21 protein-coding genes are annotated in these 21,764 nt (G+C 42.1%); 10 read left to right on the forward strand and 11 right to left on the reverse strand.

Going from position 1 to position 21,764, the window contains the following annotated elements:
- Positions 1 to 123: 123 nt before the first annotated feature.
- Positions 124 to 1,500: a H2O-forming NADH oxidase gene (gene nox, locus ABVF55_RS06240; protein WP_003001563.1), complete on the reverse strand. Its 1,377-nt coding sequence runs from the start codon at positions 1,498 to 1,500 to the stop codon at positions 124 to 126.
- Between the two features lie 224 nt (positions 1,501 to 1,724).
- Here nox and ABVF55_RS06245 point away from each other — a divergent pair, with 224 nt between their 5' ends.
- Genes ABVF55_RS06245 through ABVF55_RS06255 form a run of 3 tightly spaced genes read left to right on the forward strand, consistent with a single transcriptional unit; the run spans position 1,725 to position 4,542 of the window.
- Positions 1,725 to 2,648 carry an FAD:protein FMN transferase gene (locus tag ABVF55_RS06245; protein ID WP_320909197.1) on the forward strand — a complete coding sequence of 308 codons (924 nt, stop codon included), beginning with the start codon at positions 1,725 to 1,727 and terminating at the stop codon, positions 2,646 to 2,648.
- Between the two features lie 25 nt (positions 2,649 to 2,673).
- A complete protein-coding gene (locus tag ABVF55_RS06250) occupies positions 2,674 to 3,279 on the forward strand; it encodes an NADPH-dependent FMN reductase (protein WP_320909198.1) in 606 nt (201 codons plus the stop codon).
- Positions 3,280 to 3,297: 18 nt separating this feature from the next.
- A complete protein-coding gene (locus tag ABVF55_RS06255) occupies positions 3,298 to 4,542 on the forward strand; it encodes an NAD(P)H-dependent oxidoreductase (protein WP_049507732.1) in 1,245 nt (414 codons plus the stop codon).
- Positions 4,543 to 4,579: 37 nt separating this feature from the next.
- Here ABVF55_RS06255 and ABVF55_RS06260 read toward each other — a convergent pair whose 3' ends face one another.
- The 3 genes from ABVF55_RS06260 to brnQ form a co-directional block, all read right to left on the reverse strand.
- Entirely contained in the window at positions 4,580 to 5,143 is a 564-nt protein-coding gene (locus tag ABVF55_RS06260) for a TlpA family protein disulfide reductase (RefSeq protein WP_083312671.1), read from the reverse strand.
- A gap of 21 nt (positions 5,144 to 5,164) precedes the next feature.
- Positions 5,165 to 5,872 (reverse strand): thiol-disulfide oxidoreductase-associated membrane protein CcdA2, encoded by a 708-nt coding sequence (gene ccdA2 / locus ABVF55_RS06265; protein ID WP_003007221.1) that lies wholly within the window; start codon positions 5,870 to 5,872, stop codon positions 5,165 to 5,167.
- 395 nt (positions 5,873 to 6,267) lie between these two features.
- Positions 6,268 to 7,584, reverse strand: coding sequence for a branched-chain amino acid transport system II carrier protein (gene brnQ, locus ABVF55_RS06270; RefSeq protein WP_070665849.1), 1,317 nt, complete (start codon positions 7,582 to 7,584; stop codon positions 6,268 to 6,270).
- A gap of 135 nt (positions 7,585 to 7,719) precedes the next feature.
- Here brnQ and ABVF55_RS06275 point away from each other — a divergent pair, with 135 nt between their 5' ends.
- Positions 7,720 to 8,748 carry a YdcF family protein gene (locus ABVF55_RS06275; protein WP_320909199.1) on the forward strand — a complete coding sequence of 343 codons (1,029 nt, stop codon included), beginning with the start codon at positions 7,720 to 7,722 and terminating at the stop codon, positions 8,746 to 8,748.
- A gap of 185 nt (positions 8,749 to 8,933) precedes the next feature.
- Here the strand turns inward: ABVF55_RS06275 and ABVF55_RS06280 are convergent, their stop codons facing one another.
- Positions 8,934 to 9,488 (reverse strand): GNAT family N-acetyltransferase, encoded by a 555-nt coding sequence (locus ABVF55_RS06280; protein ID WP_003011957.1) that lies wholly within the window; start codon positions 9,486 to 9,488, stop codon positions 8,934 to 8,936.
- 215 nt (positions 9,489 to 9,703) lie between these two features.
- Between ABVF55_RS06280 and ABVF55_RS06285 the strand changes: the two genes are divergently transcribed.
- Positions 9,704 to 10,927, forward strand: a complete 1,224-nt coding sequence (locus tag ABVF55_RS06285) for an MATE family efflux transporter (RefSeq protein WP_445285054.1) — start codon at positions 9,704 to 9,706, stop codon at positions 10,925 to 10,927.
- A gap of 68 nt (positions 10,928 to 10,995) precedes the next feature.
- Here ABVF55_RS06285 and ABVF55_RS06290 read toward each other — a convergent pair whose 3' ends face one another.
- Complete coding sequence (locus tag ABVF55_RS06290; protein WP_070674055.1) at positions 10,996 to 12,666, reverse strand: formate--tetrahydrofolate ligase; 1,671 nt, start codon at positions 12,664 to 12,666, stop codon at positions 10,996 to 10,998.
- Positions 12,667 to 12,841: 175 nt separating this feature from the next.
- Between ABVF55_RS06290 and ABVF55_RS06295 the strand changes: the two genes are divergently transcribed.
- The 5 genes from ABVF55_RS06295 to ABVF55_RS06315 all read left to right on the forward strand — a co-directional run bounded on the left by ABVF55_RS06295 (position 12,842) and on the right by ABVF55_RS06315 (position 17,097).
- The gene (locus ABVF55_RS06295) at positions 12,842 to 13,519 is read left to right on the forward strand and encodes a phosphopantothenate--cysteine ligase (protein ID WP_195311696.1); all 678 of its coding nucleotides are present in this window, start codon (positions 12,842 to 12,844) and stop codon (positions 13,517 to 13,519) included.
- A gap of 10 nt (positions 13,520 to 13,529) precedes the next feature.
- Entirely contained in the window at positions 13,530 to 14,069 is a 540-nt protein-coding gene (gene coaC, locus ABVF55_RS06300; RefSeq protein ID WP_445285055.1) for a phosphopantothenoylcysteine decarboxylase, read from the forward strand.
- Positions 14,066 to 14,626 (forward strand): ECF transporter S component, encoded by a 561-nt coding sequence (locus ABVF55_RS06305; RefSeq protein WP_445285056.1) that lies wholly within the window; start codon positions 14,066 to 14,068, stop codon positions 14,624 to 14,626. Before coaC ends, ABVF55_RS06305 begins: the two co-directional genes overlap by 4 nt.
- Before the next feature lie 150 nt (positions 14,627 to 14,776).
- The gene (locus ABVF55_RS06310; protein WP_049471707.1) at positions 14,777 to 16,492 is read left to right on the forward strand and encodes a phospho-sugar mutase; all 1,716 of its coding nucleotides are present in this window, start codon (positions 14,777 to 14,779) and stop codon (positions 16,490 to 16,492) included.
- Between the two features lie 257 nt (positions 16,493 to 16,749).
- Complete coding sequence (locus ABVF55_RS06315) at positions 16,750 to 17,097, forward strand: thiol reductase thioredoxin (protein WP_049472489.1); 348 nt, start codon at positions 16,750 to 16,752, stop codon at positions 17,095 to 17,097.
- Positions 17,098 to 17,124: 27 nt separating this feature from the next.
- On the opposite strand, the gene mutY is transcribed toward ABVF55_RS06315, so the two are convergent.
- The 5 genes from mutY to ABVF55_RS06340 all read right to left on the reverse strand — a co-directional run bounded on the left by mutY (position 17,125) and on the right by ABVF55_RS06340 (position 21,731).
- Entirely contained in the window at positions 17,125 to 18,279 is a 1,155-nt protein-coding gene (gene mutY / locus ABVF55_RS06320) for an A/G-specific adenine glycosylase (RefSeq protein ID WP_257738670.1), read from the reverse strand.
- A gap of 92 nt (positions 18,280 to 18,371) precedes the next feature.
- Positions 18,372 to 19,346, reverse strand: a complete 975-nt coding sequence (gene pta / locus ABVF55_RS06325; RefSeq protein WP_320909204.1) for a phosphate acetyltransferase — start codon at positions 19,344 to 19,346, stop codon at positions 18,372 to 18,374.
- A gap of 21 nt (positions 19,347 to 19,367) precedes the next feature.
- The gene (locus ABVF55_RS06330; RefSeq protein WP_320909205.1) at positions 19,368 to 20,261 is read right to left on the reverse strand and encodes an RluA family pseudouridine synthase; all 894 of its coding nucleotides are present in this window, start codon (positions 20,259 to 20,261) and stop codon (positions 19,368 to 19,370) included.
- Positions 20,258 to 21,076: an NAD kinase gene (locus tag ABVF55_RS06335; protein ID WP_282188909.1), complete on the reverse strand. Its 819-nt coding sequence runs from the start codon at positions 21,074 to 21,076 to the stop codon at positions 20,258 to 20,260. The genes ABVF55_RS06330 and ABVF55_RS06335 overlap by 4 nt, the downstream gene beginning before the upstream one ends.
- Complete coding sequence (locus ABVF55_RS06340; RefSeq protein WP_003003504.1) at positions 21,060 to 21,731, reverse strand: GTP pyrophosphokinase; 672 nt, start codon at positions 21,729 to 21,731, stop codon at positions 21,060 to 21,062. Before ABVF55_RS06340 ends, ABVF55_RS06335 begins: the two co-directional genes overlap by 17 nt.
- Between the last annotated feature and the right edge of the window lie 33 nt (positions 21,732 to 21,764).

The following is a 21,764-nucleotide window of genomic DNA, read 5'->3' on the forward strand; positions in this document are numbered from 1 at the left end:
CTGTATTGTTTCAGGCACTCGGAATTATTGAGACCTTAGGCTCAATAATTAGTCATGGAACTTCTATGAAGTTCGCTGACGTCCGTACTCACCTAAGGAAAGTTTTTAATAGAACTTTAGCTATTATTCAGCAGTTAAAGCTGCCATTGTAATGTAGTTGTAAGGTTTGTTGAAGTGTGGCAAGAAGAACAAGTCTGTCAAAGCCAATTTATCAATCGTTACGTGTTCTTGAATCGCAAGTGAGAACATGTGGATAGCCATTGAGATGGCGCTATCACGTGATACCATTTGAGCTCCAAGGATTTGACGAGTATCTTTATCATAGACGATCTTGATACCAACTTCGTAGTTATCGTGTTTGATAAATTCAGGTTTTTGAAGGTCGTTGAAGCCAGTTTCAGTGGCATTGAAGCCTGCAGCTTTCGCTTTTTCAAGAGTCAAACCAGTTGAAACCATGTGAAGGCCGTAGATAGAGATACCGTTAGAACCTTGAACACCGATTCCTTCCAATTCATGACCAGTCGCATTGTAGGCACCAACAATACCTGAACGAACCGCATTAGACGCAAGAGCGATGTAGCTCATTTCGTTACGAGCGTTATCAAAGATAGTCGCACAGTCACCAACTGCGTATACACCTGGAAGTGAAGTTTCTTGTTTCTTATCAACAAGGAAAGCACCGTTGCGGAAGAGTTCAATCTTACCATCAGCAAGAGCTGTATTAGGACGGAAACCAACAGCCAAGATAACCATATCTACATCGAAGGTTTCTTTATCGGTTACAAGGCGTTCTACCTTACCATCTCCTTCAACCGCTTGAACCGTTTGTCCAAGTGCCAAACGGATGTTGTGGTCTTCCAAGTTTTTCGCCATGATGTCAGTGAAGTCTTTGTCGTAGTAACCATTCAAGACAGTGTCCACGATATCCACCAAGACAACGTCTTTACCAAGACGTTCGAAAGCTTCAGCAAGTTCAACACCGATGTAACCACCACCAACGACGGCGATACGGTTCAAGTGTTTGCTGTTGTCTTTCAATTTTTCGATCACTTCTTCAGCGTTTTGGTACAATTTAACGAATTGAAGATTTTCAAGAGTTGCTTTGAATTCGCGGTTACCAGGAACGATTTCAACTCCTTTAATTGGAGGAATGATTGGTGTTGATCCAGTCGCAAAGATCAATTTTTCGTAAGATTCTTTGTGTTCTTTTCCATCAACTTCTGCAGTCACCACTTTGTTGTCATAGTCAATTGAAAGAACAGGAGAGTTCATGTAGACTTTTGCACCTTTTGCTTCCAATTTTTCTTTGTCAGAGTAGAAAAGACCTTCAGGACCATCGATTTGTTCACCGATCCAAAGTGCCATCCCACATCCAAGGAATGAAATGTTTGAGTTTTGGTCAAAAACCACAATTTCATTTTCATTTCCGAAATTATCTAACATAGTGTTGATACAAGCTGTTCCGGCATGGTTAGCCCCTACAACAACGATTTTACTCATAGAATAAATCCTACCTTTAATTTAATTTACTTCTTGAGTATATCATAAAAATGATATCGGTTACAATTATTTTGCTCAGAATTTGTGATCTTTTTTTCAATTTTCCAGAAAATCACATTTCACATGTTTCAAAAAATGTCAAACAATATGCTTGAAAGGATTGTGAAAACGATATCTTTTTGATATACTGTAAGTAAGTGAAAATAGGAAAGGATAGATTTTTAGTGGACCTAAGTAGTCGATCCGAACGGTTGATGGGAACGACCATCACTGTTTCGATCTATCACCCACAAGCGAATGAACTCTTAGCCCGCTGCTTTGAACTTCTTCGCTCCTACGAACATCGCTTCAGTGCTAATGATGCAAGTTCTGAACTCATGGAGGTCAATCACCAAGCTGGTATTGTTCCTGTCCAAGTTCATCCAGATCTTTTTGATCTGATTGCATTAGGTACCTTGCATAGTCAAGCTCAAAACAGCCATTTAAACATCGCCATTGGTCCTCTTGTACAGACCTGGCGAATTGGATTTTCAGATGCTAGACGTCCCCAGCAAGGGGAAATTGATCAAGCCCTGGCCAAGATCGATCCTCACCAAATCCAGCTCGACCCAGAAAACCATACAGTCTTTCTGATGCGTCCTGGAATGAAGATTGATTTAGGAGCCTTGGCTAAGGGTTATAGTGCAGACTGCATTGCTACCTTTTTAAAGAGCCAGGGAGTAACAGATGCCTTGATCGATCTTGGAGGAAATATCCTCACTGTCGGTCAACACCCCATCAAACAACAGCCTTGGCGGATTGGCATTCAAAATCCAGTCGAAAAAAGAGGTCAGCACCTACTGGTCCTCTCTGTCAAGGATAAATCTATTGTCACCTCTGGCATCTACGAGCGTCATTTAGAAGTTGACGGCCAGTCGTTTCATCACATCTTTGATAGCGCGACGGGCTATCCGGTCGAGACAGACTTAGCCAGTATCACCATCATATCTGATCGATCCGTAGACGGGGAGATATGGACTACCCGCTTGTTCGGGGAATCTCCTGCTTCTATCCTCTACACTGTTGAATCACTTCCTGGTATAGATACCTTATTGGTTTCTCAATCAGGCAAGATCGCCTATACAAGTGGGCTTCAATCTTATTTATAATTCTCCTATCAGAAAGGAATTTTCCATGATAAAACTTATTGCGATTGTGGGGACAAACTCCAAACGTTCTACAAACCGTCAACTGCTTCAATACATGCAAAAACATTTTGCTGATAAGGCTGAGATCGAATTGGTCGAAATTAAAGATATCCCTGTCTTTAACAAACCAGCCGACAAACAAGTACCTGAAGCTGTCTTGGATATTGTTGCAAAAATTGAGGAGTCTGATGGGGTCATTATTGGGACTCCAGAATACGACCACTCTATTCCAGCAGTCTTGATGAGTGCACTCGCTTGGCTCTCATACGGAGTCTTCCCATTGTTGAATAAACCAGTCATGATTACTGGGGCTTCGTACGGTACGTTGGGATCTTCACGCGCCCAACTCCAACTTCGCCAAATCTTAAATGCTCCAGAAATTAAAGCGACTGTTTTGCCAGATGAATTCTTGCTCTCTCATTCATTGCAAGCCTTTGATCAAAATGGAGACTTGGTGGATTTAGATGTCATTCAAAAATTAGATGCCATCTTTGATGATTTCCGTGTGTTTGTGAAAATCACAGACAAATTGCGCAACGCCCAAGAATTGCTTCGCAAAGATGCTGAAGAATTTGACTGGGAAAACTTGTAAGATAGGAGACAGAAAAGAATGAAATTTGTTGGACTTGTAGGCTCAAACTACGATCAATCATATAACCGTAAACTTTTGGAATTCATTCGCCGCCAATTTAAAATCAAATTTGAATTGGAAGTTCTTGAAATCGACGAAGTTCCAATGTTTAACCAAGATGAAAAATGGGACGAAAGTTTCCAATTGCGTCTTTTATATAACAAAATCACTCGTGCAGATGGTGTTATCATTGCCACTCCAGAGCACAACCATACGATCTCTGCTGCTCTCAAGTCTGTTCTTGAATGGCTCTCTTTCGAGGTGCATCCATTTGAAAACAAACCGGTTATGATCGTCGGTGCTTCTTACTATGATCAAGGGACTTCACGTGCGCAAGTTCACCTCCGTAAGATCCTCGATGCCCCAGGTGTCAATGCTTATACCCTTCCAGGAAATGAATTCCTTCTTGGAAAAGCGAAAGAAGCTTTTGACGAAAACGGCAATATCATCAACGAGGGAACCGTCAAATTCCTTGAAACCTGCTTGGATAATTTTATGAAATACGTTGAGGTTGTATCTAAATTGAAAAAACCAAAACCAATTGAACCAGAAGACTTGGATTGTAATCATCCAATCGCTACAACTGTTACTGAAGTCGATCCTGACGATCCAGATTGGGTAGAAAAAGTAGCTGAAATCACTGGTGCCGTTTCTGGCGATACCTATGTCAAACTCGACCACGGTATCCTAACCGTTAACCAAATTGATATGTTCTTAAAGGCTATGCCATTTGAATTGACTTATGCCGATGATAACAACCAATTCCTCTACTACAACAATGCCCATCAAGATCCAGATACCATGTTTGCTAAACGCGTGCCACCTCAATCAGGAAGCCGGATGTCAACCGTTCACGGCTCCCTACCACCAGCACGTATGAAAAACGTGGAATGGGTGATTGGTACCCTTCGTAACGGTAACCAAGACTATGTTCGGACCATTGTTCCAGGATCTCCTGAAGGCGTGATCAACACTCACAACTACCAAGCTATGTACTATGAAGATGGTTCTTACGCTGGTATCAATGAGATTGTCTTCAACTTCAAACCATGGTTGGACTGGTACCTGCAAACAACAGGTCAACGTCTAGTTGGCGGAAGCGGTCCATTTGCTCCTGCTGGTGGACACGGTAGTGCAGATGCAACTTCTGGTGCTTCTGATGCTGGAGGACATGGTGACGGAGGGCACGGAGATGCCGATGCCACTTCTGGTGCAAGCAACTAAGAAACTAGAAAAAAATGAAGCTTCGTGCTTCATTTTTTTATTGTAACTCCTTGATGATCTTCTTAGCATCTTCGTTTGAAATAGCCCCTAATTGGACATGTCCAATTTTCCCATGACTGTCTATAAAGACTTCTGTAGGAATAGAGCGAACCTGATAATCTGCAAATGCAGAACCATCTGGATTGTACAAGACCGGTACTGACTTGTAATCTTGTTGATCAAACCATTTGACGAATTCTTCTTCTGTTTTTTCACCTTGGAGTCCTGGTGCCATAATGGTCAGAATTTCAAAGTCTCTATCTGTATCCTTGACCAATTTCTCTAATTCGGGCATACTTTGCCGGCAAGGACCACACCAGGTTGCCCAAAATTTCAAATAAACCTTTTTCCCTTTGTAGTCTGAAAGTTTGACCGTATTCCCCTTCATATCCTTTAGTTCAAAGTCACTGGCGTCTTTTCCCACCAAAGGATTCTTATTCGTTGTTGTATTCATTGTTGGCTGATTGTCCATACCACTCTCACTGGATTGATTCATGGAACAAGCTGACAGCAAAGCTAGAGAAATTACTGAGAAACAAGCGTATTTAAAACCTTTCATCATGCGTTAAACCTCCGGATTATTTTATGAAAAGATAGATGACAAACTGTTCAATTGTCCCAAAAGTAAGAGAATTCCCATCAGAATAATGATGGCTCCGCCGATTTTCTTCAGCAATAACAAATGGGGTTTGAGACGATTAAAGTAAGGTAGGACCAGACTAGATGCTAAGGCCAACAGTAAAAACGGAAGAGCCATTCCCAAGGTATAAACAAGGAGATAAATAGCTCCCATAAGAGCATCTTGTCCATCTGATGCTGCTAAAGCAAGAACTGATCCTAATACCGGACCAATACAAGGCGTCCAACCAAAACTAAAGCCAAGACCAAGGAGAAAAGCTGAAAACAATTCATTCTTCTGTTTGTTGGCTCCAAAATCTACTGATTTTTGCTTTTCAAGGAAATGAAAATGAAAGACTTCCATTTGATGAAGACCAAGGATAATGATGAGGGCTCCCATCAGATAACGGAACCAATTGGTGTACATGATCTTTCCTAGCAAACCCGCTCCAAAACCAATGAGGAGGAAAATAACAGAAATACCGGCAATAAAACAAAGGGTTTTCAACAAGCCATGCCAGCGAATTTTTTTCCCGAACAATCGGATAGCCTTTTCCTGATCACTTCCTAGCAAGATTCCAATATAAACCGGTAGCAAAGGAAAGACACAGGGAGAAAAGAAAGACAGAATACCCGCAAGAAAAACTGTCAATGAAAAAATGATTGGATTCATAGTTCACTCCGTATATTGATATGCTACATTCAGTATAGCATTGACTGACAAAAAAGAAAAATTTCTGCTACGTTTTTTTACTAAAGTTTGGATTTGGGTACTAGTTTCAAAAGAAAGACCCTAAAGCCAATAACTTTAGAGTCTAAGTTGTGGTGAAAAACTAAAAGAATATATAAGGCACATTCAAGTATACATTGAAACTTTCCGCCGTGAGAAAAGTGCTAGAAACAGTGATGTTTCTAGCACTCGGGAGTTTTGAAACCTTAGATTCAAAACTAAGTCATGGAACTTCTATGAAGTTCGCTGACGTCCGTACTCACCTAAGGAAAGTTTCTAAGAGGATATTATCTTCAATCTATTTCTAAAGCACAAAACTTTAGAGTTTCTAATATAACTTATTTTTCTGCTGTTTGTTTATTTGGTAATACGAGCGATAAAAGAATCCCGATGACTACTGGCACTAACCATGGAAGAGATTGAGCCGCAAATGGAAGCAAAGCAATCCCCTTTTCTACTAGAGAAATTTTAAAGGTACTTGCCAGAACACTTGCAACAGAGACCAAGCTAGCCAAGAAAATAGTCAATTGCATTCCTGGTTTTGAAAGAGCCACAAATTTATTCACTATCACAATCAATACAATGGTAATGGTGATTGGGTAAAGAATCATCAAGACCGGCAATGAGAAAGCAATAATGGTATTCAAGCCAAGGTTTGCAATCGCAAAACCAATCAGAGTGAAGACACTTGCATAGACCTTGTAAGAAACCTTAGGGAAGGTGCTATGGAAGAATTCACTAGTAGAGACGATTAAACCAGCGGTTGTGGTAAAGCAAGTTACCGTCACCATTCCTGCTAGGAAAATCTGAGCAGTCGGACCAAAGATCGCTTTGGTCGCTTCTGATAATACATAAACCCCTTTATTGCTATCAGATGCCATAACGGAAGCCGGAATTGGAAAATGATTCCCCAGATATCCTAAACCGATATACAGCACACTAAAACCAAGGGCTACAACAATTCCAACCAACCAAATGGTCTTGATATATTCTTTCTTACTTGAAAATCCAAGTTGATTCAAGGTAGTCACTGCGATCACACTAAAGGCAACAGATGCCAAGGCATCCAAGGTATTGTACCCCTCTAAAAATCCTTGCCCAAAGGCAGATGCCTGATAGGCTTTTGTGGCCACCATTGGAGCATGTCCACTGTATTTCAGAGCCCCAAGAACGACCAAGATCAAAATGAGAATCGCAAAGATCGGGGTCAATATACGACCAATCCGATCTAGAATCTTAGATGGATTCAAAGCAATCAGAAAGGCTAGCAAAAAATAGACCAGGGTAAAAATGAAAAGTGCTAAACTGGCATTCATTCCACCTAATAAGGGGGCTATCCCCACTTCGAAAGATACCGTCGCCGTTCTTGGAATGGCAAAGAAAGGACCAATCGAAAGATACAGCGCAACTAAGTATACAATCGCGAAAACAGGTGAAATCTTACGAGAAATCTCATGAATATATCCTTTGGGATTAAGTGTCCCGATAATCAAGGTCACAATGGCAATTCCCACGCCTGAAAGGACAAACCCAGCAATAGCTGGCCAAAATTGATTACCCGATAAAGCACCAAGAGCCGGTGGGAAAATCAGGTTTCCAGCACCAAAAAAAATACCGAACAGTAATAAGCCTGTCAGGGAACCTTTTCGTAACATACTATCTCCTTAAAAAAACGATAATCTTAACTTTATCAAATTCATTTGAAGAAAGCAACTTATTTGCATGAACAATCCGCTAGTTCTATCAGTCATTATGGTACAATGGATGTAAGATTTTACGAGGTGCAAAACATGTATCTATATCTATTCTGGTTATTTCCAGCTCTTATCTTTTTATTGTTCTTTATGAGTGATCGCAGAAGACTGTTCAATGCTTATCTATTTTCGATAAACCTAGGGCTTCTTCTACTGATTTCTGCATTTTTACTAGTCGTTCGAACTGAGCTATGGTTTAATCAACAAATTGCAATGATTGTCTTTGTGGTGATTTCCATCCTCGTTTTTCTCAGCATTATTTTCTCCTCTCTTTTTCTTCTCTTTAACGGCCGTCAAATGATGCTTTTTGAAGGAAAAAGACTGGCCAACCTCCTATCGCTGCTCTATGGACTGTTTATTATCGGAGCTTTGGCACTACATTTTCTACCCTATTTCCCAGGGAATGACATCCTCATTTATCTGACTGACTTTGCCCTATTTTACATGACCTTTCTCTACCTCTCTTATGTATCCTATGGGACTTTTTGCAATCTCTTTCCAGTTCGCAAAGAGCCAGACGCCATCATCATCCTTGGCTCAGGTTTGATCGGAGACAAGGTTCCCCCACTCTTGGCCCAGCGTCTTGAGAAGGGAAAGGCCATCTATGAGCAGTTCGAGGGACGACCAAAGCTGATTGTTTCTGGTGGTCAAGGGTCAGATGAGCTGATCGCTGAGGCAGAAGCTATGGCCGGATACTTGATGGAACACGGGGTTCCAGAAGACGCCATTCTCATCGAGAATCGCTCTCGTACTACTTTTGAAAACCTGACCTTTAGCAAGCGTCTCCTTGAAGAAGAGGGGCTTGGCAAGCGAGTCCTTGTAGTAACCAATTCATTTCACGCGCTCCGTGCAGGTGTCTTTATGAGACGATTGAAAATACCTGGTCGAAGTATCGGTTCAAGAACAGCTTTTTACTATCTCCCATCCGCTTGGATTCGAGAAACCGTTGGCTTGGTTTCACTTTATTGGAAATGGCATGTTACCTTCCTAGCTCTTCTATTTCTGCCTTGGTTCTTTACACAAATCATGAAACTGATTGAGTTCTTCATTAAATATCTAAACTAAAAGAGAGTGGGACAGAAATCGGTAATTCGTTAGAATTCGATTTCGTCGTCCCACCTCCGCACAGTTGAGTAGGGCTGTAAAAGCTGATGAAATCAGCGTAGTAGAGCCCACTCAACCACTGCGTCTTGCTCGACAATCCAAAAATAATTGAGAGGCTAGGACTTTTGTCCCAGCCTCTTTCTTGTCTAGTGGTCACTAAAGCGTCTATATTTAATGCGGAAATCGAAATAATTTTCTTCCTGCAGTTTACGGAAAATATCGCGATAAGCCTCTTCGTCAAAGTGGTCACCCCGATAGAGAATTTCAAAGCTAAGTCCTTCGTATTCTAAAAAGGCATTGGCAGTTTTAAATCCATTTCGCTTATAGAAATCCATCCGAGACTGACGTTGCTCTAGATTGTCACATTCTTCATCCAAACGTTCCACTTCAAGAATCATGGTTCTTTGGTAAAATTCTACCAATTTTTCAATGATTTCTTGACCATAACCGTGGCTACGTAGGTGGGGCATAATGGCAAAGAAGCTAACATAAAAAACTTTCTGATTATAGATAGAAAAAGCAAATCCTACAAATTCTTCTTCGTTATAAAAAGCAAAAAAATTAGCATCGTCATTGTCCGTATAACGCAGGTATTCCGACAAAGGAACTCGCTCTTCTTCTGGAAATGCCTCGATATTCAGCCTCTCGACCTTGTCCAGATCTGGGAACGTTTCCGTGATTAATTGGCTGGTTAAGCTCATAAAAGCCTCCTTTTCTGCCCTGATTATACCAAAAAATGTAAGGGGATTCAACTACCGATGCTTGTCGCTGGTTACTGAAGTTGGTATAATGACACTATGAAAAGATTCAACGTGTAGATCTCATAAATGGTCCTATTTTACCCGCTCTTTTGAGTTTTGCCTTTCCTATTCTTTTGTCCAATATCTTCCAACAACTCTACAATACCTCGGATGTTATGATTGTAGGGCGTTTTTTAGGTCAAAAGTCATTGGCTGCCGTTGGAGCAACCTCTGCTATATTTGATTTGATCGTTGGATTTGCCGTCGGTGTTGGCAATGGGATGGGGATTATTATCGCGAGAAATTATGGAGCCAAAAACGAAGACCAATTACGAAAATCAGTCGCCGCAACTGCTATTATTGGAGGTATCCTCAGTCTTTTCGTGGTCTTCATTGGTGCTGTTGGACTTTTTCCCCTGCTCCAGTTTTTAGGGACTCCATCAGCCATTGTGTCTCAGTCTTATCTCTATATCGCTACTATTGTTAATGGTGTGGCTGTGACCTTTGCCTATAATCTTTGCGCTGGACTTCTTAGAGCGGTTGGCGATAGCTTAGCGGCACTCTACTTCCTAATTATCGCTGCCATTCTCAATATTCTTCTCGATCTATATTTTATTACCCAACTCCATCTCGGAGTCCAATCCGCTGGGATTGCTACCATCATCGCCCAGGGTATTTCGGCCCTTCTTTGTCTTCTCTATATTCGTAAGAAGGTCCCTTTTCTGCCCCCGCATCGTAAGGATTTTGTTTGGGACAAGGAGCTTTATCAGGATCTGCTAAGTCAGGGCCTTGCCATGGGCCTCATGACTTCCATCGTTTCGATTGGAACGGTTATCCTCCAATCCGCTATTAATCAGCTTGGAACAACCATTATCAGTGCACAGGTCGCAGCCCGTCGCATCATGTCCTTTGCCGTTTTACCGATTACAGCTATCGCCTCAAGTATCACAACTTTTATCTCGCAGAATTTTGGCGCAGAGCAATTCCAGCGGATCAAAAAAGGCGTTACCATTGCCAACCTTCTTTCTTGGGTTTGGTCTGTCTTGGTTGCTGCTCTTCTATTCTTCACAAGTCCGTCTATAACCAGCTTTATTTCCGGCTCGACAAATCCTGATCTCATTGCAAATGCCAGTCTTTATCTCCAGATCAGCTCTTGCTTTTATCCTATTTTGGCGAGTCTCATCATCCTGAGAAATGCCCTACAGGGAATGGGTAAAAAATTAACCCCACTCACATCCAGTTTTATTGAATTGTTTGGAAAAATTTTCTTTGTTCTGTGGATTATTCCTCACACCGGCTACATGGGGGTCATTCTCTGCGAACCCCTTATCTGGATTCCCATGACCCTACAGCTCATCATAATCTATCGAAAAATCAGGTACCAACTCCTTACTGAATAATGATTGATTAACAAGACCAAAACAACTTCTGCTCATTTGAATAGAAGTTGTTTTTAGATATCTAGCTATTAGAACAAACCGATGGCTGTTCCATCAGCGGCCACATCCATATTCAAAGCAGCTGGACGTTTTGGTAAACCAGGCATGGTCATCACATCCCCAGTCAAAGCGACAATAAAGCCTGCACCCAATTTTGGAACAACTTCACGAATAGTGATTTCAAAGTTTTCAGGAGCTCCCAAGGCATTTGGATTATCAGAGAAACTATATTGTGTTTTGGCCATACAGATTGGCAACTTATCCCATCCATTTTTCACGATTTGGGCAATTTGTGTCTTGGCTTTCTTCTCAAAATTCACCTTCGTACCGCGGTAAATCTCTGTAACAATCTTTTCAATTTTTTCTTCAACAGAAAGGTTGTTATCATACAAGCGTGTGTAGTTAGCTGGACTTGTTTCAATAGTCTTGACCAGCGTTTCAGCAAGTTCAACTCCACCGTCAGCACCATTCGCCCATACACTCGCAAGTTCAACTGGCACATCAATTTCAGCACACAATTCTTTCAAAGCAGCAATTTCTGCTTCTGTATCGGTGATAAATTCATTGATGGCAACCACTGCAGGAATGCCAAACTTACGGATATTTTCAACGTGACGTTTCAAGTTGGCAAAACCAGCACGAACAGCCTCTACATTTTCTTCAGTCAAAGCATCCTTGGTCACTCCACCGTTCATCTTAAGAGCACGGAGAGTCGCAACGATCACGACTGCATCTGGTGAAGTAGGCAAGTTCGGCGTTTTAATATCGAGGAATTTTTCAGCGCCAAGGTCAGCACCAAAACCTGCTTCTGTAATCGTATAATCTGCTAAATGAAGAGCTGTCGTCGTTGCTAATACAGAGTTACATCCATGGGCGATATTGGCAAATGGACCACCGTGAACAAAGGCAGGCGTTCCATAGATGGTTTGAACCAAGTTTGGCTTAATCGCATCTTTAAGGATCAAGGCAAGAGCCCCTTCTACTTCCAAATCACGGACATAAACTGGACTACGATCATAGCGGTAACCAATTACAATGTTGGCCAAACGACGTTTCAAATCTTCAATATCTGTCGCCAAGCAAAGGATGGCCATGATCTCAGAAGCAACCGTAATATCAAAACCGTCTTCACGCGGAATCCCATTTAAAGGACCGCCAAGACCGACAGAAACATGACGAAGAGCGCGGTCATTCAAGTCCACTACCCGTTTCCAGATAATCCGACGTTGGTCAATTCCTAGCTCATTTCCTTGGTGCAAATGATTATCAATCAATGCTGAGAGAGCGTTATTAGCCGTTGTGATCGCATGCATATCCCCTGTGAAATGAAGGTTGATGTCTTCCATCGGTAGAACTTGGGCATAACCACCACCAGCAGCACCACCTTTAATCCCCATAACTGGACCTAAAGAAGGTTCGCGAATGGCAATCATGGTTTTTTTACCGATTTTATTCAAAGCATCTGCTAGACCAATGGTGATGGTTGATTTCCCTTCTCCAGCTGGAGTTGGGTTGATCGCAGTGACTAAGATAAGTTTTCCTACTGGATTTTTCTCAACTTCACGAATCTTATCAAAGCTCAATTTCGCCTTGTATTTTCCATACAATTCAAGATCATCGTCTACCAAACCAATCTTCTTAACAACGTCCACAATCGGTTGGAGTTCAATGCTTTGAGCAATTTCGATATCTGTTTTCATAAGGGACTCCTTTATATTTGATAGATCTATTATACCTAAAATTCGCGAAAATAACATGGTTTTTCCACCTTTTGAATCGAACGTTCGTTTTTTATCTAAATTTTATGGCTACACATAGCTAATCCTAATAGCTTCAGAACTTTACTTACGTATCTTTTTTTTGTAAAATAAGCATATGCATATTTTAATTACATCAGGCGGGACGAGCGAAGCCATTGATAGGGTTCGTGCGATCACCAATCATTCCACCGGGAGCCTAGGGAAAATCCTTGCAGAAATGGCTCTTGCAAAGGGACATCAGGTAACCTTGATCACAACGCCTACCGCGCTTAAACCCGATCCTCACCCACACCTTCGTCTCCTATTGATCCAGAATGTCGAAGAACTAGTCGCACAAATGAAAGCGGAAGTCCCTCATCATCAGGTTTTGATTCACGCTATGGCTGTTTCAGACTACACACCTGTTTACATGACAGGCCTTGAGGAAGTTGAGAAGGCTCAAGACCTTCATACCTTTATCCATCGCGAAAATCAGGAAGCTAAAATCTCTTCCAAAGAAGAATACCAAGTGCTCTTTCTAAAGAAAAATCCCAAGATTATCTCGCTCGTCAAAGAATGGAACCCTGCTATTCAACTGATCGGCTTTAAGCTATTAGTCGATGTTTCTTCTGAAGAGTTGATCCAGGTAGCGCGTGAAAGCCTCGTTAAAAATCATGCCATCATGATCGTTGCCAATGATCTGACCAAGATTCAGAACGGTCAGCATCAAGCCTATCTAGTGACAGACGATCAGGTCCTAGAAGCTTCTACGAAAACAGAAATCGCAGAGGCTATCCTACATTATATCAAATAAAAAGGAACATATGACACACATTACTTTAGCGGTTACCGGTAGTATTTCCGCCTATAAAGCGGCTGATATTACCAGCCAACTAACCAAATTGGGCTTTGAAGTGAAAGTCCTCATGACCCCTTCAGCCAGAAAATTCATCACCCCTTTAACCTTGCAAGTTCTTTCAAAAAACCAAGTAGGGCTAGATGTTATGATGGAAGTCGATCCACAGCGGATCGAGCACATCGACATTGGGAAAGAAACTGACCTCTTTCTTGTCGCGCCAGCCAGTGCCAATACCATTGCTAAATTGGCTATGGGACTTGCAGATAATATGGTCACTAGCACAGCTCTAGCCTTGCCTCAGACCTCAAAAAAATTACTGGCCCCTGCTATGAATACAAAAATGCTAGATCATCCTGCTACCCAACGAAATCTGGAGATTTTAAAAGATTTTGGTTATCGGATAATTCAACCTCGTGAGGCCACTCTCGCTTGTGGAGATCAAGGTTCTGGAGCTCTAGCCACTGTTGACACTATCATCCAAGCTGTTAAGGAGAATTGTTTATGAGAAAATCAGCCTCTATTTCACGAATTGCCATCTTTTTTGCCGTGATGATCACCATTCACTTTGTGACGTCCTTCATTTTGCAATTTATTCCATCAGGAATTCAACCAACCTTGGTTCATATTCCTGTCGTGATCGCTTCTATCATCTACGGACCTCGAACTGGAGCAATTCTAGGACTCCTCATGGGACTCTTTAGCCTCACCATGAATACCCTGGTTATAACACCAGCCAGCTATCTCTTTAGTCCCTTTGTCCCTCACGGGAATCTCTACTCCCTTATCATTGCCATAGTCCCTCGGATTCTCATCGGGGTAACCCCTTACTTCGTCTATCGCTGGATTCGCAATCGTACAGGACTTATGATCGCTGGAATTGTCGGTTCTATGACCAATACTGTTTTCGTTTTAAGCGGGATTTACTTCTTCTTTGGTAACAGTTTTGGAGGGGGAATTCAAAATTTCCTTGGCTTGATTGTCTCTACTAACTCACTCATCGAAGTCATTGCGACAGTACTCATTACTAGTGCAGTTGTTCCATCCCTTGAAAAATTAAAATAACCTTTCAAGCCAAGACCAATTTATCTTGGCTTTTTTTGATGGTGAATTAGCTCTATTTTTTTGAAAAGATTTACAATTATCGCTAGAATTTTCTGAAAAAATTTGCTATAATGTAAGCGATTAAATTATAAGCAAAAAGGAGACGCTTGCATGACCTATCAAGAAAACTACCAAAAATGGCTCGACTTTGCTGAATTACCAGCTTACCTTCGTGATGAGTTGGTCGCAATGGATGAAAAAACAAAAGAAGATGCCTTCTATACCAACCTTGAATTCGGTACAGCTGGTATGCGTGGCTTAATCGGTGCTGGTACTAACCGTATTAATATCTATGTTGTTCGCCAAGCAACTGAAGGGTTGGCCCAATTGATCGACTCAAAAGGTGAGGAAGCGAAGAAACGCGGTGTTGCGATCGCCTACGACAGCCGTCACTTCTCTCCTGAGTTTGCTTTTGAATCTGCTCAAGTTTTGGCTGCTCACGGTATCAAATCTTATGTATTTGAAAGCCTACGTCCAACACCGGAATTGTCATTTGCCGTTCGTCACCTCCACACATTTGCTGGGATCATGGTAACAGCCAGCCACAACCCTGCTCCATTTAATGGATACAAGGTATATGGTGAAGACGGTGGACAAATGCCACCTGCAGATGCTGATGCATTGACAGATTACATCCGTGCTATCGAAAATCCATTCGCTGTGAAATTGGCTGACCTTGAAGAAAGCAAAGCTAACGGCTTGATTGAAGTTATCGGTGAAAACGTCGACGCTGAATACTTGAAAGAAGTGAAAGGCGTTAACATCAACCAAGACTTGATCAATGAATACGGACGCGACATGAAGATTGTCTACACTCCACTTCATGGTACTGGTGAAATGTTGGCTCGTCGTGCTCTTGCCCAAGCTGGATTTGAAGCTGTTCAAGTTGTTGAGGCTCAAGCCGTTCCAGATGCTGACTTCTCAACTGTTAAATCTCCAAACCCTGAAAACCAAGCTGCCTTTGCTCTTGCTGAAGAACTTGGCCGCAAAGTAGACGCTGATGTATTGGTTGCAACTGACCCAGATGCTGACCGCCTTGGTGTTGAAATCCGCCAACCAGATGGTTCTTACCTCAACCTTTCTGGTAACCAAATCGGAGCGATCATTGCTAAATACATTCTTGAAGCTCACAAAACAGCTGGTACCCTTCCTGCCAATGCTGCCCTCTGTAAATCAATCGTATCAACTGAGTTGGTGACTAAGATTGCAGAAAGCTACGGCGCAACTATGTTTAACGTCTTGACTGGTTTCAAATTTATCGGTGAAAAAATCCATGAATTTGAAACACAACACAACCACACTTACATGCTTGGTTTCGAAGAAAGCTTCGGTTACCTGATCAAACCATTCGTACGTGACAAAGACGCTATCCAAGCCGTTCTTATCGTTGCTGAAATCGCAGCTTACTACCGCTCACGTGGTATGACTTTGGCAGATGGTATCGAAGAAATCTACAAACAATACGGTTACTTCGCAGAAAAAACCATCTCTGTTACCCTTTCAGGTGTGGACGGGGCTGCTGAAATCAAGAAAATTATGGATAAATTCCGTGGCAATGCTCCTAAACAATTTAACAACACAGACATTGCTAAGACAGAAGACTTCTTGGAACAAACAGCAACTACTGCTGACGGCGTTGAAAAATTGACAACTCCTCCAAGCAACGTTCTTAAATACATCTTGGCTGATGATTCATGGTTTGCCGTTCGTCCTTCAGGTACAGAACCAAAAATCAAATTCTACATCGCTACAGTTGGTGAATCTGAAGCAGATGCTAAAGAAAAAATTGCAAATATCGAAGCAGAAATCAATGCTTTTGTAGGCTAAAACACGAGGCTGGGACAAAAGTCCTAGCCTCTCAATTATTTTTGGATTGTCGAGCAAGACGCAGTGGTTGAGTGGACTCTACTACGCTGATTTTATCAGCTTTTACAGCCCTACTCAACTGTGCGGAGGTGAGACGACGAAATCGAATTCTAACGAATAACCGATTTCTGTCCCACTCTCTCTTTCTTTCGTAGCAAATACCAGCGATTTTATAGAAAATATGGCATACTAGACATAGAAGAAAGCGAGGTAATCTCATGGAACAATTTTTAGAAGATGTTAAAGATCTTGAAGTCACAACTGCCGAGCGTGCGCAAGAAGCGATCAATCAAAAAGAAACAGCGACCTTCTTTATCGGACGCAAGACTTGCCCTTACTGCCGGAAGTTCGCTGCTAAATTAGCAACTGTCGTAGCTGAAACAAAAGCTCATATCTATTTTATCAATAGTGAAGAACCAAGTCAGCTAGACGCATTACAAGCCTTCCGCTCAACTTACGGCATCCCAACTGTCCCAGGATTTTTACATGTCGAATCCGGTGAAGTCACTGTTCGTTGCGACTCATCTATGTCTGAAGAAGAAATCAAAGCATTCGCTCATTTATAAAAAAAATAGCTAGAGATCAGTCTCTAGCTATTTTTCATTTTCCGAAAAAGTCGTCCAGATCTTCTGCTGAGGTTTAGCAAAAGGATAATTGGAAAATTCTTCTGGTGTTAACCAAACAGTCGATTCACTTGCTGGTTGCTCTCCTTCTTTTACTAGGCCGTAACGAAGTTGAACCTGCCACTTGCGATGCGAAAAGATATGCTGGACGATAGGATACGATCTGTCCTGCCATTCAATGGCCAAGTCATAATCCTGTTCAAAAGAAAGAATTTCTGGGTTACTCTCTGCATCCCCCTTCCCATCCAGTAGAGATAATTGACCTAGGTTCTCAGATAGGCTATCCACTTCGATCAAGGGGAAATGCCAGAAGCCTGACAAGAGTCCTTCTCGCTCATTTTTCTCCAGCAAGTAGCGTCCTTGACTATCCTTGATAATAAAGGCTGTTAGATAGACAGGTACCGGTTTCTTTTTAGGAGCCTTAATGGGATAACGATCCATGGTCCCATGTTGGTAGGCCGCGCTAAATTCCTTAACAGGACTCTCTTCCGGCCGTGGATTGACTGGCGATTCAATATCGGACCCCAAATCCATCAAAGCCTGATTGAAATCACCCGGACGGGCCGGATCGATCAAGATTTCCATCATGGCTTGAAAAATCTTGCGATTAGTTGGAACTCCGATATCGTAGTCCACCTCAAACAAGCGGGCTAGAACACGCATGACATTGCCATCTACTGCTGGCTCTGGTAATCCAAAGGCAATACTAGCGATAGCACCAGCTGTATAAGGCCCAATTCCCTTGAGTTTAGATATTTCCTCATAGCTTGATGGAAACACTCCTCCGTGATTTTCCATTATCTGCTGGGCAGCTTTCTGCATATTGCGGACACGTGAGTAATACCCCAAGCCTTCCCAAGCTTTTAAGAGTTTTTCTTCAGGAGCTTGAGCCAAATCAGCGACCGTCGGAAACCAGTCTAAAAAACGCTCATAATAAGGAATCACCGTATCGACACGTGTCTGCTGGAGCATAATTTCTGAGATCCAAATTTTATAAGGATCCTGGGTCCTTCTCCAGGGAAGATCCCGTTTATGGGCATCATACCAGACTAATAACTTTTTTCGGAAGGAAGCAATTTTCTCCTCCTCCCACATGGTAATCCCGTAATCTTTTAAATCTAACATATTCCTAGTATACCATAGAATGAGTTAGAGTTTAGAAATTCTGATTTTATAAAGAAAAAGGCTCAGGATTTTCCTGAGCCTATATATATTTCTTATTGTTCGACAGCTTGAGCTGCTGTGATCAAGGTCAATTTGTACACGTCATCTGCATTACATCCACGAGAAAGGTCGTTGACTGGTTTATTCAACCCTTGCAAGACAGGACCTACTGCTGCAAAGCCACCAAGACGTTCTGCCATCTTGTATCCAATGTTACCTGCTTCAATACCAGGGAAGATAAAGACATTAGCTTGTCCTGCCACCTTACTTCCTGGAGCCTTCAAGGCTGCAGTTTCAGGGACAAAGGCTGCGTCAAATTGCAATTCCCCGTCAATTTCAAGGTCTGGACGAAGTTCATGGGCAAGCTTAGTCGCTTCGACAACCTTATCAACACTTTCACCGAAACCAGAACCTTTTGTTGAATAGCTCAACATAGCAATTTTTGGATCAATACCAAACATCTTGGCTGTAATAGCTGAGTTGATGGCAATTTCAGCTAATCCTTCAGCATCTGGATTAATGTTGATGGCACAGTCCCCGAACAAGTAGCGTTCAGATCCACGAACCATAAGGAAAGCTCCTGAAGTCCGTTTTACATTTGGACGAGTTTTGATAATTTGAAGAGCTGGACGAACAGTTGCAGCTGTTGAGTGAATCGCACCAGATACCATTCCATCAACGATTCCCATGTGTACCAACATGACACCAAAATAGTTAACGTCGTCTTTCAAGACTTGACGCGCTTCTTCTTCAGTCATTTTGCCCTTACGACGTTCTACCAAGGAAGCTACCATTTCTTCAAAACCTGGATAAGAATGAGGATCGATGACTTCATATCCATCCAAAACCCCTTCGATTTCAAGATAAATCCGAATTTTATCTGGATTACCAAGCAAGACAGGGGTTACTTCTGTCTCGTTCACAATGCGTTTTGTCGCTTGGAGGATACGAGGTTCTTCACCTTCTGGTAATACAATACGTGCATTCTTACCAACGAGGTTGGCTTTGAGATTTTCGAAAACTTCCATGAGTTTTACTCCTTTTAATAATTAATAACTAGTTTGAAGCTGTGTTAATACAGCTTGGAAATCTGGAGGTAGTGGACTTTCTATGACCAACTCTTCCTCTAGAAATGGATGATAATAGGATAGACGATGACAATGAAGGGCCTGACGCTCAATGCCGTCTTCTAAACTCCCGCCATAAAGATCATCTCCCAAGAGCGGAAAACCAATATGGGAAAAATGAACGCGGATCTGATGAGTCCGACCTGTGTGTAACTGAATATCCACTAGGTGAATATCACCAAAAGATTGAACGACCTGGTAGCTAGTATGAGCATACTTGCCACCTTTAGCTACTTTTCGGGTGATAATTGAATCTTCATCACGCGCAATCGGAGCAATAATTTCTCCGACAGGATCAAGCTCCCCAGATCCCTTGACCAAGGCGTAATAACGTTTCTGAATCGTTTTAGACTGCAATTGCTTATCCAAGCGGGCATGGGCATAGCCATGTTTGGCAAAGAGCATAACGCCACTTGTATCCTTGTCCAGGCGAGTGACAATGTGAACCTGCTGGTTCTCGTAGCCCTGCTTCACATAGTAGCCTTTTACAAAATTGGCTAAGGTATTGGAATGAATCGCACTTGGAATAGAAGCAATCCCAAAGGGTTTGTTTAAGACCAAAAAATGATCATCTTCAAATAAAATATCCAAAGGCCGATCCATGGGTTTTAGGGTTTCGAACCCTTCTTCTGCTGGAATATCAATGACTAAGCGATCCCCAATATCCAACAAATAAATCGCATTCTCCGGACGTCCATTGACAAGGATCTGGCCACCACGAAACTTAATCTTTGCTAAGAGACCCTTAGAAACCTCATGCTTTTTCAGGAAGGTCTTGACCTTGACATGCTCATCGACAATGAATTCAAATCTCATTCTCTATCATCTCCGATAAAGGCATCCTTGACCCGATTCCAGAAGCTGGTGTGACTGGAGCTTGCCACAAAATTAATCTTATGGTTGTCAATCTGGTATTCTACCTTTGCAATATTACGGTAAGAATAGGTTGAATTGTCAACAGAGATAATGTGGAAGCCAGGTCTCGTCGGTGTAATCTCGATCTTATCCTTTTTAGGGACAATGACAGAAGAACCCAAGGTACGATAAACACGGTTGTTGAGACTGGCGATCTCAGCAATCTGCAGCGCCTCAATAGTTGGGTGAAGGACTGCTCCTCCCAAGGATTTGTTGTATGCCGTACTTCCTGTCGGAGTCGAAACGGTAATCCCGTCTCCTCTGAAGCGCTCAAAATCCACTCCATTAATCGTGAGATCGGCAACCATGGTCCGGTCGCTTCTCTTAATCGTTGCTTCGTTCAACGCTCTCATGGTACGGGTTTCCCCATTTTCGAAAGTAATCTTGACATTCAAAATAGGGTAGGAAACCTTAGCGCCTGTATCATATTTTAAGTTCTCAACCAGCTTATCGATTTCACTGTCTAAGTAATCCGTATAGAATCCTAAGTGTCCGGTATGGACGCCAACAAATCGCACCCGATCCAACTGGTGTTCATACTTGTGAAAGGCCGATAGCAACATCCCATCGCCACCAATTGAAATCACAATATCCGGGTGCTTCTCCGTCAAAATAAAATTATTTTTCCGAAGTTTGTAGCGCAATTGCTGAAAAACCTCTTCGCTTTGACGCTTGCGATTGCGAATAATGGATACTTTTTTACCTGTAGTCTTCATCTGTGTCATCACTATTTCCAACGCCATCATTTAACTTACGATGAAGTGGATCAAACAGGGCTTGAGCCTCCTGAATCGCATCCCGAATTGCCCCCATCTCTTCATCCAAGAGATAGGCCAGGTTTGCTGTCGTCTCTAAGCGTTTTTTGATCTCGTCTGGAAAGTCTCCTTTATATTTATAATTGAGCGAGTGTTCAATGGTTGCCCAAAAATTCATGGACAAGGTCCGAATTTGAATCTCTGCTAAGATCGTTTCATTTCCATCAATGGTATCGACCGGGTACTCGACCACGACGTGGTAACTCCGGTAGCCACTTGATTTCTTGTGGCGGATATAGTCTCGCTCTTGGACCACGCGCATATCCTGCCGTTGTCTCAGAACCTCTAGGATCTCATCCACATCGTCCACAAACTGAACCATGATGCGAAGACCAGCAATATCTTGCATATCCTGAGCCAGATTTTCTTCAGAAATATTTCTTCGGATCATCTTCTCACGGATACTTTCAATCGGTTTGACCCGTCCTGTGACAAACTCAATTGGAGAATGCTTTTGTTGCTTACGATATTGCTTACGAATCCCACGCAGTTTGATTTTCAATTCTCCAACTGCTTGGATATATGGATCTAAGAAGTTTTCCCAATCAATTGCCATCCTACCACCTTGTAATCTGAACCATTTTTGTAT

The sequence above is a fragment of the Streptococcus sp. KHUD_012 genome, assembly GCF_052588255.1.